The sequence below is a fragment of the Microbacterium sp. Root322 genome (assembly GCF_001425645.1).
Taxonomy (GTDB): Bacteria; Actinomycetota; Actinomycetes; order Actinomycetales; family Microbacteriaceae; genus Microbacterium; species Microbacterium maritypicum.
Map to the genome: position 1 here is coordinate 1,075,241 of NZ_LMCS01000002.1, position 12,629 is coordinate 1,087,869.

The window sequence follows — 12,629 nt, forward strand, 5'->3', positions numbered from 1 at the left end:
GCGGACAGTGCGAATTCGCAGGCACGCCAGCCGGCGTGACCCCTCGGAGGTACAAACGAGCGAGCCGAAGGAATCTGTCGGTGTCAGCCGACCGTCGCCGTGACGGTCTGCGTCTCGGAACGCACCTGCCCCTCGGCGACACCGCTGACCGCGCGGTCCCCGCGATGCCCGGCCAGCAGGAGCCGGTATCCGCCGGCCTCATCAGGGCGGGAGTCGACGAGGGCGAAGGTGACGCGGGAGGTCGCATCCCCCCGGCAGATGGCACCCGTCGAGGAGGGCGAGCAGTCCCACGCCTCGGGAGTGCTCACAACGCTCAGTCCGGGCCGAAGAAGGAGCTCGACCACGACGTCCTCGGTGTCTGCCAGCCGCAGGTCCACGTCGATCTCGGCACGCTCGGCCGGAAGCGCTCGTGAGGCGACGGCGAGTTGGAGCCCGCCGACCGGCCCTCCCGAGAGGAGGTTCTGCACCGCAGGAAGAGCCAGCGCGATCAGGAGCACCCCCACCACGACCGAGACGATCGCCATGATCTGCGGCACCAGGGAGATCCGTCGCGCGCCGGGGAGCCATCGGGCCACCGACGGTGTCGCGGTCGGCGTCCCCCGCGGACGATCATCGGCCTCGGCAGAGCCGGACGGGCTGAGCACGCTTCCGGCGACGAGGAGCGCGACCGTGCCGAGCGCGGAGGTGAGGGCGCCGAACCGGCCCCAGGCGGCCCTGCACCGATCGCACGTGCGGATGTGCGCCATGCCGCGCGATCCAGGGACATCCTCCATCTGCACCGCGACCGACTCCGGGAGGTCGCCGGCGGCGCGACGGCAGTCCGCTGGCGCGTCTTCTTCGAGGACCACCCGCAGCGTCGCCCGGCGCAGGCTGAGCTTGGCGCGCCGCAGCAGGGACGAGATCGCCGGCGCCCGCCGCGCCAGTTCTCCCTCGAGGTCTCCCGGCTTGCGCCCATCGACGACGACGGCTTTCAGCACCAGCTGCTGATCCGGCGGGAGGGACTGCAGAGCGGCGGCGACATACGCGTACTCGCGGTGAAGATCGGTGCGCCTGGTCGAGTCGAAGTGCGGCTGGAGCTCCTCATCGGCATCGAGGATGCCACCGACGCGGGAGCGCGGTGAACGGTACTCGTCGATCAGACGGTTCCTCATCGCTCGCGAGAGATAGGCGTTGGGGTTCGAGGTCGGTCCCCTGCCCTCGGCCCACAGCGCGAGGAGGGCGGCGATGGCGTCCGCGGCGAGGTCGTCGGGATCGAGCACGCCGTTGGAGATCCGTCGCGCTATCGACAACAGGTACGGGAGATTCTCGGCGAGGTACTCCCCGGCCGCACCACGGTCCCCCGCGTTCGCCTCTCGGGCCCGTCGATCATCGACGACACGCCGATCGACCTGGTCCGTTGCTTCGCCCATTGCCCACTCCCCTGAGTGCGCCCCCCTCCGCTACTGATGAGATTACGCGATGGCACGCCGCGCATCTCCCCGCGGGAACGCCCCCTTCCGGACAACGAGCATCGCGACGGAATCTGTCGGTGGGCGACGACGTCGTGGGGAATCCGGGCGGCACTTCTAGGGGAGACCGGGCGCCCGGACCGCTCCGATCCGTTCGCTCGTGCTCGCGATGGTCGCGAATCCCCGGGCCGCCAGGATGCTCTCCGTACGGCGCATGATGTCCTCCCCCGACACGGCGGCCAGCCCGCCGTGCGCCGGGATCGCCGAGGTCGTGGTCGCATCGGTGACGAACTCCACCTCGTAGCCGAGGTCGGCGGCGACGCGGGCCGTCGTCTCGCAGCACTGCTCGGTGCGGATGCCGCAGATCACGACGCGACGCACCCCCGCCCCCTGCAACCTGTCATGGAGGTCCGTCGAGCCGAACGAGTTGACCGTCGTCTTGGTGAGGGCTGCTTCGGATTCGCGCGGATCGAGGTCCTCGATCACACGCACGAAGCCCGATGCGGGGTCGAACACACCCCCGCTCCCCGGCTCGGAGTGCGTGATCCACACGACCGGGTCGCCGACCTCTCGCGCGTGGGCGACGAGGAGCGCGATGTTGTCGATCACAGCAGGATTCGCCGTGGTCGCCCAGTCGTCGGCACGCCGGCGGAAGGACTCCTGCGCATCGATGACGAGCAGGGCGGTGTCGGAAGAAGAGGTCATGCGCTCATCGTGCCCGCCCCTCGCGGACGCGGACAAGACCGCACACTGCCGACGACCGCAGGGATCCGGACAGACGGGCCGGACGGGAGGAGCGGACGCCACCGAGGATTCATCCCCGGCGGCGTCCGCCGTGCCGCTCAGAACAGCGTGTAGCCGCCGTCGACGACCAGCACGGTGCCCGACATGAAGCTCGCGGCGTCCGAGGCGAGGAACACGATCGAGGGGCTCACCTCGTCCGGCGTCGCATAACGCTGCTGCGCGGAGTCCTCGATCCAGAAGCGACGGTACTTGGGCTCGTCGACCGGCGACATGTCGGTCTTGATGTACCCGGGGGCCACGGCGTTCACGCGGACGCCGGACGGCGCCCACTCCGCCGCGAGCGACTTGGTGAGGTGGTGCACGGCGGCTTTGGACGCGTTGTACGCCGGCTGGAACTGCGGCCGGTTGACGATCTGCGCCGAGATGGAGCCGACGTTGACGATCGAGCCTGAGCCGCGTGCGACCATGTGTCCGCCGACCGCCTGCGACATGCGCCACAGCGCCGTGAGGTTGGTGTCGATGACGTGCGACCACTCGTCGTCCGTCACCTCGAGCGCGGGACGGTGGATGCACGCGCCGGCGTTGTTGATGAGGATGTCGAGGTGCCCGGCCGCACCGATGGCCTCGGCGGCGATGCGGTCGACCGAGGCGCGATCGGTGAGGTCCCCGAGCACGATCCACGCGCGGCGTCCGCGCGCCTCGATCTCGGCGGCGACCTCCTTGGCCGCCTCCTCGTCACGGCCGTGCACGACGATGTCGGCTCCGGCTTCGGCGAGGGCCCGCGCGAACTCGCGACCCAGCCCTCGGGTGGCACCGGTCACGAGTGCCGTGCGGTCGGTGAGGGCGAATGCTTCCATGACGCTCATGCGTCTTCTCCTTCGGTCAGGGTGATGATGGCGTCGGCCCGGTGGCGGGTGGCGCGGATGAGGACGGCGTTGGGGCCGTCGACGTCGGAGGCCCACCGCACGGCGTCGTCGTGCGTGCGGCCGAACGACTCGTGGCGGGCGACGAGCCGGCGCAGCCGGAGATCCTCCGGCACGTCGATGTACCAGACCTCGTCGAGCAGTGGGCGGATCCGCTCCCACCCATCGGCGTCGTGGAGCAGGTAATTGCCCTCGACGACGATCAGGCGGTCGGCGGCGGAGAGGGACAGGGCACCCGCGACGGCGGCATCGATCTCGCGGTCGAAGCGAGGCGCCACCACGTCGCGCCCCGCCCGCAGGCGACCGAGCTGGGCGGCGAAGCCGTCGACGTCGAACGTCGCCGGCGCCCCCTTCCGGTCGCGCAGGCCGAGCCGATCCAGGTGCTCGTTGGCGTAGTGGAACCCGTCCATGGGGAACGCGGGTTCGCCGAGTGCCTCGGCGAGGGTGGACTTGCCGGCGCCGGGCGGCCCGACGATCCCCAGCAGGAAGGGACGCCCATCCTGGGCGAGCCGGCGCGCGCGATCACGGGCGTCGGCGAGAGCAAGAACGAGCATCGCGGGATCTGCCTTCCAGGAGGTGTGCGGGCAGACGTCGGGGGAACGGGCGGGCGCCCGCTCCCCCGACGTCGGTGTCACCGCTCGGGCGACGTCACTTGTCGAGGAGTCCGGCTTCCTTGTACAGGTCGATGTACTCCTGGACGTTGTCCTTCGTGATCAGCGGGTTGCCGATGTCGACGTTCACCTCGTCCTCCGCGCCCGTGAGCAGGTCGTGCACGGCCTTCAGGTTGAGCTGGGCCAGTTCGCGGGCGTTCTGGAGCGAGGTCGCGGTCATCGTGCCGGCCTCGATCAGGAGCACGGCCTCGGGGGTGCCGTCGACGCCGTAGGCGAGGATGCCGTCGAAGCCGCCCTTGCCCTTCACAGCCTCGAGCGCACCCGACGCCATGTTGTCGTTCATCGAGATGATCGCGTCGACGTCGGGGTTGGCCAGCGACCAGTCCTCCATGAGCGTCATGGCCTCATCCTTGTTCCAGTTCGCGATGTCCTCCGCGACGATCTTCACGTCGGGACGCTTCTCGAAGAACTCCGCCTCCCACGCTTCGCGGCGTGCGGTGCTGTGGAAGTTGCCGGCGGGGCCGTTGAGCACGACCACGTTCGCGTTCTCCGGAATCTCGTCCAGCGCGAGCTGCGCGACGACGGCGCCCTGCTTGTACGGGTCGGCGTCGACCGAGTTGCCGCCGGTGAGTCCCTCCACGCGCGGGTTGGTGGTGATGGTCACGATGCCCGCGTCGATCGCCTGCTGGATGTAGGGCAGCTGGGCGTCGGCGTTGTTCGCCTGGATGATGATCGCGTCGAACTTGTTGGCGATCGCGTTCTCGATCATCTTGTTCTCGATCTCGTCGTCGGCCTGGCCGTCGAACACCTCGAGGGTGATGTCGTCGTAGTTGCCGGCCTCCGCCTTCATCTCGTTGGCGAGCCAGGCGGCGAACGAGTCGGCCTGGGCTCGGGCGATGTACGCGACGCGGTACTCGTCCTTGTCCTCGGTGGCACCGCCGCCGCCTCCGGTCGGGTTTCCGGTGGTGACGGCGCAGCCGGCGAGGCTGATCGCTGCAGCGGCTGCGGCGCCGAGGGCGATGATCCTGCGGGTAAGACTCTTCATTGTCTTCTCCTGTTTTCGTTGGGTGGGTGAAGCGTTGCGGAAAGGGGAGGGTCAGGCTTTCACCCGACCGCCTCCCGGATCGGTCGAGGAGGCCCGGACGGGGAAGGGATCGCCCTTCGCGTCGGACTTGAGGATCGTGGTCTTCGCCTTGCCGCGCTTGCTGAAGACGTCGTAGGCGACGGCGATCACGATGATCGCGCCCATCACGATCTGCTGGATGTACGAGCCGATCCCGATGAGGTTCATGATGTTGCCGAGGATGCCGACGATGAGCGCACCCGCGAGTGTTCCCATCACGGTGCCGACGCCTCCGGAGAAGCTCGTGCCACCGATGATCGGCGCGGTGATCGCCTGCAGCTCGTAGCCGACGCCGGCGTTGGGCAGACCGGCGTTGACGCGCGACATGAAGATCACGCCGGCGATGCCGACCAGGGCGCCGTTGACGAGGAACGCCTGGTATTTCACACGCGCGACCGAGATCCCGGCGGCCCGCGCCGCCTCCTCGTTGCCGCCGACCGCGTACACCGAGCGGCCGTACCTGGTCTGGTTCATCAGGTACCAGATCACGATCGTCACGCCGATGAGCACCAGCACCGGGATCGGCAGCCAGCCGAGGTTGCCCTGTCCGATCAGGACGAAGTCACCGAGCTGGAGCACGTTCTGACCCTGCGTGAGCTCGAGCACCGCGCCGCGGGCCATGAGCATCATGCCGAGGGTGACGATGAACGCCGGGGTCTTCAGCGTCGCGACGAGGAAGGCGTTGACGAGGTTGCAGATCATGCCGATCGCGATGCCGGCGAGGATCGCGAGCAGCAGGTTGCCGCTCGACTTGTAGACCATGACCGACACCACACCCGCGAACGCCATCACGGCGCCGGCGGAGAGGTCGATCATCCCGCCGATGATGAGCGTCATCGCGCCGAACGCGAGGATGGTGATGACCGACACCTGCCGAAGCACGTTGAACAGGTTGTCCGAGCTCAGGAAGTTCGGGCTCAGCAGGCTCGCCGCGACGATGACGATCAACAGGATGATGTAGATCGAGAAGCGGCTCACCTCGAGTCTCTTCAGGTTGGAGAGCATTTTCATGCCACCTCGATTTCATTCATGGCGTACGTGAGGATGGTTTCCTGCGAGAACTGATCGGGTGTCAGCTCCGCGGTGAGGCGTCCGGCCGACATCACGTAGATGCGGTCGCACATCCCGATGAGCTCGGGCAGCTCGGACGAGATCATGAGGATGCCGCGGCCCTGCTTGGCCAGCTCGGTCATGATCTTGTAGATCTCGAACTTCGCTCCGACGTCGATGCCGCGGGTGGGCTCGTCGAGGAGGAGGATCTTCGGGTCGGAGATCAGCCAGCGGGCGAGGAGGACCTTCTGCTGGTTGCCGCCGCTGAGGTTCGCGATGCGCGTCTGCAGGCTGGGCGCCTTGACGTTCATCTTGTCGAAGTACTCGGTGACGAGCTTCTCCTCCTCCCGGCGCCGGGCGAAGCCGCCGTGGATCACCTTGCGCATGCTCGCCAGCGTGGCGTTCTTCATGATGCTGAGCTGCGGCACGATGCCGACCAGGCGCCGGTCCTCGGAGAGCATCGCGACACCGGCTTTGATCGCCTGCGTCGGGTTCTTGATCTTCACGGTGGCCGTGTCGATCTCGATCTCGCCCGCATCGAGCTTGTCGAGTCCGAACACCGCGCGGATGACCTCGCTGCGACCGGCGCCGATGAGTCCGGCGAGCCCGACGATCTCGCCCGCGCGGATGTTCAGGTCGATGTCCTCGAACATGTGCGCGGACGACAGCCCGGTGGCACGGAAGACCGTGTCACCGATCTCGACCTGCTCCTTGGGGTAGGCCTGGTGGTCGAGGTCACGACCGACCATCTGCGCGATGATCTGGCTGGAGCTGATCTCGGCGGTGGGCTGCGAGCTCACGACGGTGCCGTCGCGGAGCACGCTGACGTCGTCCGCGAGCTCGAACACCTCGTCCATCTTGTGCGAGATGTAGATGATCGACTTGCCCTGTGCGCGCAGATCGCGGATCTTCGCGAACAACGACTCGACCTCCTTGTGGGCGATCGCCGAGGTGGGCTCGTCCATGATCAGCACGTCGGCGCTGTGGTAGACCGCGCGGAGGATCTCGAGGGTCTGGATCTCCGAGACGGTGAGCGTGCCGAGTCGGCGGTTGATCGAGAAGTCCAGCCCTTCCGCTGCGAGGATGCGACGCGCCTCGCTGCGGATGAACTTCCAGTCGATCTTGCCGAGCTTCATGGGCAGGCGACCGAGGAAGAAGCTCTCCGCGATGGTCATGCCCGGCACGTAGTTGAGCTCCTGCGAGATCATCGCGATGCCGCGGGCGCGGGCGTCGATCGGGTTCTTGATCCGCACCTCCTCGCCGCGCACCCGGATGGTGCCGGTGTCGGGCTGGTAGATCCCGTTGATGATCTTCATCAGGGTCGACTTGCCGGCGCCGTTCTCGCCGCAGAGAGCGTGCACGGTGCCGGGGCGCACATCGAACGACACGTCGTCGAGGGCCTTCACACCGGGGAACGACTTCGAGATCCCCTGGACGGACAGCAGCGCGTCGATCATGACGCCGCCCTGACCTCTGGCTCGTCGACACGACGCACGCGCGGCAGGACGATCCGCTTGAGAGAGTCGACCGATCCTTCGCCGGACAGCGCCTCCTCGACCTGCTCGATGCCGTACACGTGCGTGACGAGCGAGTCGAGCACGACCTGGCCGGATTCCAGCAGGGCCCGGGCGATCGGCCAGGTGCCGGTGTAGCGGAAGATGCCGGTGACGTTCAGCTCGCGCATCGCCACGTCGGGCACCGAGAGCGGGAACTCGTCGGCGCTGCCGACCAGGACCACGGTGCCGCCGGCACGGGTGGAGCGGATGCCGTTGACGATCGCGGGCGTGGCACCGGAGGCATCGATGAAGACGTTTGCCGCGAGGTCGACGGTCGACTGTGCCGCCGGGTCGACGACGCGGGCACCGTACGATGCGGCGAGCTCCCGGCGGGCCGGGTTGATGTCGGCGACCACCACGTCGACGGCGCCGAACGCTTTGGCCACCTGAGCGGCGATGATGCCAATCGGTCCGCCGCCGGCGATCAGCACGGTGTCCCCCACCTTGATGCCGCCCTTCTGCGCGGCTGCGATGCCGACCGACAGCGGCTCCATGAGCGCTGCCGCGTGATCGCTGATCGAGTCGGGCACGTCATACGCGAAGTCGTCCTGGATGATGACGTAGTCGCAGAACGCTCCGTCGATCGGCGGCGTCGCGTAGAACTCCATCTGCGGGCACAGGTTGTAGTCGCCGGCTCGGCAGAAGTCGCAGCGACGGCAGGGCCGCTGGGGCTCGATGGCCACACGTCGTCCGATGCGCGACGGGTCGACGTCAGCACCGACGGCGACGATGCGACCGCTCACCTCGTGACCGAGGATCAGCGGGGCGTCGACCACGTACGGACCGATGCGGCCGTGCTCGTAGTAGTGCACATCGGAGCCGCAGACGCCGACGCTCGCGACCTCCACCAGCACCTCGTCAGCGGCGGGCACCGGGACGGGGCGCTCTTCCAGCACCAGGTCCTTCACCCCTCGCAGCACGCTGGCGGTCATCGTCGACGGAATCTCAGTCATGAGAAACCTCTCTCTCCTGTGAGAACGGGGTGGTGCGGGGCTTCGGGCTTCTGCGCCCGGAGCCGTTCGGGTATCCGGCGACGAGCCTGCCCGGGCGACGCGTGTCGATCCGGGGGCTTGCGATCGCTTGAATATTAGAACGTAAATCTATAGACGTCAACAACTCCTCATCCATCCTTGATTTATCAATGAAACAGTGCAGAGAGGAGTGGTCCACTCGCTCTTGAAACGTCAAATCCACTAGGCTGAAGAGATGACCAAGACGCCCGGAGCGCCGCCGCCGACGCTCACGAGCATCGCCCGGTCGCTCGGCCTGTCGCCGGCCACGATCTCGAACGTCTACAACCACCCGGAGCGGGTCAGTGACGACGTCAGAGAACGTGTGCTCGCCACCGCCGAAGCCGTCGGCTATGCGGGACCGGATGCCGCGGCCCGCCGCTTCCGCCGCGGGAAGTCCGAGACGATCGGCGTGGTCTTCACCGACGAGATGCCCTTCGCCCTGGCCGACCCCGCCTCCGTGGCCCTGCTGGCGGGGCTCTCGACCACGCTCCAGGAGGCGCGGCTCAACCTGCTGCTGCTGCCCACCGGCCCGCCCGTCGGGGCGTCGCGGGTGTCGAACGTCATGGGGGCCGTCGTCGACGGCTTCGTCTTCTACTCGGTCCCGGAGGGCGATCCGCACCTCGACGCCGCACTGCGGCGCCGCCTGCCCACCGTGGTGGTGGACGAGCCGCGCGACGGCCTCACCGCCGACTGGGTCGGGCTGGACGATCGTGCCGCCGCCGCCGAGCTCGGGCAGCATCTGGCCCATCTCGGCCACCGGAAGGTGGGCGTCATCACCTCGCGCCTCGGGCGCGCGCGCTACAACGGCCCCGCCGACGAGGACCGCTGGACGCAGGCCGTCTACTCGGTGCAGCGCAACCGGATCGCCGGTCTCCGCGACGGCCTGGGCGGCGTTCCGCTGGTCGTCGAGGAGCGCTTCGAGAACGCGGTCGAGTCCGGCGCCGCCGCCCTCCAGGCCCTGCTCCAGCGCCACCCCGACCTCACGGCGATCTGCTGCTTCGGAGACGTCCTCGCGATCGGCGCACTCGACGCCGCACGCCGTCAGGGTCTGAGCGTGCCGGGCGACCTCACGATCACCGGCTTCGACGACATCCCCGAAGCGGGACGCGTCGGCCTCACCACGGTGAGCCAGCCACTCGTCGAGAAGGGCCGCATCGCCGGCGAGATGCTGCTGAGCCATGCACTGGCCGAGACCCCGCGGCGACGCTTCCTGCCGACCTCGCTCGAGGTGAGGGCGACGAGCGGTCCTCCGCGTCCCTGAGAGCGCGCGGCAGGAGTCCGGCGGGGTCATGACGGCACCGCCGCTGCACGCGCCGCCGCTGCCACGAGCTCCTCGAACTCCGCGGTCGCGGCGAGCGTGAGCTCGTCCTCGAAGAGGGCGCCGGCGATCGCCGGAGCGAGCGTGAGATCGTGCGCGCCGGCCCCGGCGACGGCCGCGACCTGGTCGGCGGAGCGCAGGCTCGCGGCCAGGATGCGCACGCTCGGCACGCTTCGGGCGATCGCCGCGACGAGCGCAACGCCTTCGCGACCGTTCTCGCTCGCCCTACCCACGTAGGGTGCGACCTCCTGCGCGCCGGCAGCGGCGGCGAGGAGGGCCTGGGCCGGGTGGTACACCGCCGTGATCAGCACCTCGCGTCCGGCGTCCGTCAGCTCGCGAGCGACAGTGAGCGCCGGGGCTGACGCCACGAGCTTGATCACCACGTCGCCGCCGAGATCCGCGATCTGACGGGCGGTGTCGCGCAGCTCTTCGATCGTCGTCCCGGTCGCCTGTGCGTAGAAGCGGGTCACGCCACGGTCCCGCAGCCAGGTGGCGAGAGCGGGCAGGTCGTCGGCGGTCAGCCCGGCGCGATCGAGGATCGCGGGGTTGGTGGTGACACCGGCGAACAACCCGGTCGCCAGAAGCGGCGCGAGCAGGTCACGGTCGGCGCTGTCGATGTAGAGCACGGGTCCTCCTAGAAGCGTTCGCCGTCGGACTGCAGGTCGGCCAGACGGATGTAGCGGTCCCAGATGTCACCGCGATCGGCGACCGGCTCGGTGACCGAGGTGGCCTCGGGGCGCCAGGCGGCCGTGACGGCGGCGACGGTCTCGCCGCGCACCACCGCTGCGGCCTGGATCGCAGCGCCGCGCGCCGTGCCTTCCGGCGCATCGACGGTGTGCACGGCGCGACCTGTCAGGTCGGCGATGATCTGCCGGTAGGCGTGCGACCGCGCTCCCCCGCCGATGGCGATAGTGCGTCCCGTCACGGGGATGCCGAGAGACGCCATCCCACGCTCTCCTCGCACGAGGCCGAGGGCGACCCCCTCGAACGCGGCCAATGCGAGCTGCTCGCGGCTGGTCGCGGTGCTCAGACCCGCCAGCATGCCGCGCGCCGAGGGCAGTCGCGGCGAGCGCTCACCGTCGAGGTAGGCCGCGAGCAGGGGGCGTTCCGGGTCCAGCGGCGCGGCGAGGGCGAGGGCGGCGAGGGCGGCGTGATCGACCGCGAGCAGCCGCGCGATGGTGTCGGTGACCTTGGTGGCGTTGAGCGTGCAGACGAGCGGAAGATAGCCGCCTGTGACGTTCGCGACGCCGTCGACCGAACCCGTGACGTCGACGACGGGGTCGGGGGTGGTCGCGAACACGACGCCGGAGGTGCCGAGGCTGTACGCCATGTCGCCTTCGCCGAGCCCGATGCCCTGCGCGGCGAGATGCTGGTCGCCACCGCCCGCGCCGACCAGTGCGCCGGGGTCGATGCCGAGCTCTGCGGCCGCGGCGGGTGCGATCCGTCCGGCCGCCTCATCGGGTGCGAGCACCTCGGGAAGCAGCGGGGCCCAGTCGCGCTCCCCCACGACCTCGTCGAGGATGTCGGTGCGCCAACGCCCGGTGTCGGCGGAGTAGTACCCGGTTCCCGAGGCGTCCGAGCGATCCGTGACACGGCGTCCGGTCAACCGGTACGTGAGCCAGTCGTGCGGCACCGAGATGTGGCGGACGCGGGCGAACGCATCCGCGTCGGTCTCTGCCAGGAGCGCGAGCTTCGAGATGGTGATGGCGGCCGAGGGGACGATCCCGATCTGCTGTGCCCACCAGGAGGCGGGATGCCTGTCGAGCAGCGCGGCAGCCTGCGGCCCCGAGGTGGTGTCGTTCCAGAGGCGCGCGGGGCGCAGCAGGCGACCGGCCTCATCGGAGACCACCAGACCGTGACACTGCGCGCCGACGCTCACGCCGATGATGCGCACCTCGACGTCGCGGCGCGCGTCTCCCATCGCCGCGACCAGCGCCTGCCACCAGGACTCGGGGTCCTGCTCGCTGATCGGCGGGTGGGTGACCGGATGCGGGGCGCGGCCGGTCGAGACGAGCGCTCCGGATGCGGCGTCGCGGAGCTCCACGGTGCACGACTGGGTGGAGCTGTCGACTCCGGCGACCACATCGATCATGACGCGACCTCCCGGTACGCGGGGATGACGATCCGGTCGGCGTCTGCCGGAAGGTCCTCGAGGCGACCGACAGCGCCGGCGGGATGCGTGGTCATGAACTCGGCCCAGGTGTACCCCCGCCCGCGCATGAGCACCTCGGCGAGCGCGTCGCCCCACGCCGACTGCGCGATCGTGATGCCGGTCGCGACGATGCCGCCGATGTCGGCCGCAGGCTGCACGGCGACGGCGACGCTGTGGTCGGCCAGGAGCGCGAGCGGCGTCGAGTGGCTGCGCGAGAGGGAGATCACCCGCGCCCCACGACCGCGGGCGATGCGGGCGAGCTGCACGACCTCGCCGGAGGCTCCGCCGTTCGAGATGAGCAGCACGATGTCGGCAGCCGTGATCGCACCGGAGGCTCCGTGCAGGCCGTCCATGGGCGAGAAGGGCAGCGACGGGGTGCCGGTCACTGAGAGGATGTGCGCCATCCGCCGCGCGACGGTGCCGGATGTGCCGGAGCCGCCGATGAAGAGCTTGCCCGTGCCGGAGAGGATCAGCGACGCCGCGGTGACGAGCGAGTCGTCGACCGTGTCGATCAGCGCTGCCACGGCATCGGCCTCTGCACGCAGGCGTCCGCGCGCTACCGCGAGGATGTCGTCATTGACCGTCAACTCTTGCTCCTTCAATCGCACGATGGAATCAGTCGCGCTCATCTGTGATGCTTGGATGTACGTTTGAGCATAGGAAGCTCCTCGTGCCGAAGAAAGGCAGCCGT

Annotated in this window: 12 protein-coding genes; 1 reads left to right on the forward strand and 11 read right to left on the reverse strand. The window is 69.2% G+C overall.

Annotated features, from left to right (window positions below):
* Nucleotides 1-83: 83 nt before the first annotated feature.
* The 8 genes from ASC55_RS10065 to ASC55_RS10100 all read right to left on the reverse strand — a co-directional run bounded on the left by ASC55_RS10065 (nucleotide 84) and on the right by ASC55_RS10100 (nucleotide 8,408).
* Complete coding sequence (locus ASC55_RS10065; protein WP_055874963.1) at nucleotides 84-1,409, reverse strand: RNA polymerase sigma factor; 1,326 nt, start codon at nucleotides 1,407-1,409, stop codon at nucleotides 84-86.
* Nucleotides 1,410-1,565: 156 nt separating this feature from the next.
* On the reverse strand, nucleotides 1,566-2,153 hold the full coding sequence (locus ASC55_RS10070; protein WP_055874968.1) for a cysteine hydrolase family protein: 588 nt from the start codon (nucleotides 2,151-2,153) through the stop codon (nucleotides 1,566-1,568).
* Nucleotides 2,154-2,290: 137 nt separating this feature from the next.
* Entirely contained in the window at nucleotides 2,291-3,058 is a 768-nt protein-coding gene (locus ASC55_RS10075; protein WP_055874971.1) for an SDR family NAD(P)-dependent oxidoreductase, read from the reverse strand.
* On the reverse strand, nucleotides 3,055-3,669 hold the full coding sequence (locus ASC55_RS10080; RefSeq protein WP_055874974.1) for a nucleoside/nucleotide kinase family protein: 615 nt from the start codon (nucleotides 3,667-3,669) through the stop codon (nucleotides 3,055-3,057). The genes ASC55_RS10075 and ASC55_RS10080 overlap by 4 nt, the downstream gene beginning before the upstream one ends.
* Nucleotides 3,670-3,763: 94 nt before the next feature.
* Nucleotides 3,764-4,771, reverse strand: a complete 1,008-nt coding sequence (locus tag ASC55_RS10085) for a sugar ABC transporter substrate-binding protein (RefSeq protein WP_055874977.1) — start codon at nucleotides 4,769-4,771, stop codon at nucleotides 3,764-3,766.
* Between the two features lie 51 nt (nucleotides 4,772-4,822).
* On the reverse strand, nucleotides 4,823-5,860 hold the full coding sequence (locus ASC55_RS10090) for an ABC transporter permease (protein WP_051056562.1): 1,038 nt from the start codon (nucleotides 5,858-5,860) through the stop codon (nucleotides 4,823-4,825).
* The gene (locus tag ASC55_RS10095) at nucleotides 5,857-7,356 is read right to left on the reverse strand and encodes a sugar ABC transporter ATP-binding protein (protein WP_055874979.1); all 1,500 of its coding nucleotides are present in this window, start codon (nucleotides 7,354-7,356) and stop codon (nucleotides 5,857-5,859) included. The genes ASC55_RS10090 and ASC55_RS10095 overlap by 4 nt, the downstream gene beginning before the upstream one ends.
* A complete protein-coding gene (locus ASC55_RS10100; protein WP_055874982.1) occupies nucleotides 7,353-8,408 on the reverse strand; it encodes an NAD(P)-dependent alcohol dehydrogenase in 1,056 nt (351 codons plus the stop codon). Before ASC55_RS10100 ends, ASC55_RS10095 begins: the two co-directional genes overlap by 4 nt.
* Before the next feature lie 253 nt (nucleotides 8,409-8,661).
* On the opposite strand from ASC55_RS10100, the gene ASC55_RS10105 reads away from it, so the two are divergent.
* Nucleotides 8,662-9,729: a LacI family DNA-binding transcriptional regulator gene (locus ASC55_RS10105; RefSeq protein WP_055874985.1), complete on the forward strand. Its 1,068-nt coding sequence runs from the start codon at nucleotides 8,662-8,664 to the stop codon at nucleotides 9,727-9,729.
* Nucleotides 9,730-9,755: 26 nt separating this feature from the next.
* Here ASC55_RS10105 and ASC55_RS10110 read toward each other — a convergent pair whose 3' ends face one another.
* Genes ASC55_RS10110 through ASC55_RS10120 form a run of 3 tightly spaced genes read right to left on the reverse strand, consistent with a single transcriptional unit; the run spans nucleotide 9,756 to nucleotide 12,525 of the window.
* Nucleotides 9,756-10,412 (reverse strand): transaldolase family protein, encoded by a 657-nt coding sequence (locus ASC55_RS10110; protein ID WP_055874988.1) that lies wholly within the window; start codon nucleotides 10,410-10,412, stop codon nucleotides 9,756-9,758.
* An 8-nt stretch (nucleotides 10,413-10,420) separates the two neighbouring features.
* Complete coding sequence (xylB, locus tag ASC55_RS10115) at nucleotides 10,421-11,878, reverse strand: xylulokinase (protein ID WP_055874991.1); 1,458 nt, start codon at nucleotides 11,876-11,878, stop codon at nucleotides 10,421-10,423.
* Nucleotides 11,875-12,525, reverse strand: a complete 651-nt coding sequence (locus ASC55_RS10120; RefSeq protein WP_164743726.1) for an SIS domain-containing protein — start codon at nucleotides 12,523-12,525, stop codon at nucleotides 11,875-11,877. Before ASC55_RS10120 ends, xylB begins: the two co-directional genes overlap by 4 nt.
* Nucleotides 12,526-12,629: the final 104 nt, after the last annotated feature.

What these genes read in the sequence shown, in the direction of transcription:
- ASC55_RS10075 (WP_055874971.1), bottom strand. Translation starts at nt 3,058, where the DNA reads ATGAGCGTCATGGAAGCATTCGCCCTCACCGACCGCACGGCACTCGTG.
- ASC55_RS10065 (WP_055874963.1), bottom strand. Translation starts at nt 1,409, where the DNA reads ATGGGCGAAGCAACGGACCAGGTCGATCGGCGTGTCGTCGATGATCGA.
- ASC55_RS10105 (WP_055874985.1), top strand. Translation starts at nt 8,662, where the DNA reads ATGACCAAGACGCCCGGAGCGCCGCCGCCGACGCTCACGAGCATCGCC.
- ASC55_RS10090 (WP_051056562.1), bottom strand. Translation starts at nt 5,860, where the DNA reads ATGAAAATGCTCTCCAACCTGAAGAGACTCGAGGTGAGCCGCTTCTCG.
- ASC55_RS10095 (WP_055874979.1), bottom strand. Translation starts at nt 7,356, where the DNA reads ATGATCGACGCGCTGCTGTCCGTCCAGGGGATCTCGAAGTCGTTCCCC.
- ASC55_RS10085 (WP_055874977.1), bottom strand. Translation starts at nt 4,771, where the DNA reads ATGAAGAGTCTTACCCGCAGGATCATCGCCCTCGGCGCCGCAGCCGCT.
- xylB (WP_055874991.1), bottom strand. Translation starts at nt 11,878, where the DNA reads ATGATCGATGTGGTCGCCGGAGTCGACAGCTCCACCCAGTCGTGCACC.
- ASC55_RS10100 (WP_055874982.1), bottom strand. Translation starts at nt 8,408, where the DNA reads ATGACTGAGATTCCGTCGACGATGACCGCCAGCGTGCTGCGAGGGGTG.
- ASC55_RS10080 (WP_055874974.1), bottom strand. Translation starts at nt 3,669, where the DNA reads ATGCTCGTTCTTGCTCTCGCCGACGCCCGTGATCGCGCGCGCCGGCTC.
- ASC55_RS10070 (WP_055874968.1), bottom strand. Translation starts at nt 2,153, where the DNA reads ATGACCTCTTCTTCCGACACCGCCCTGCTCGTCATCGATGCGCAGGAG.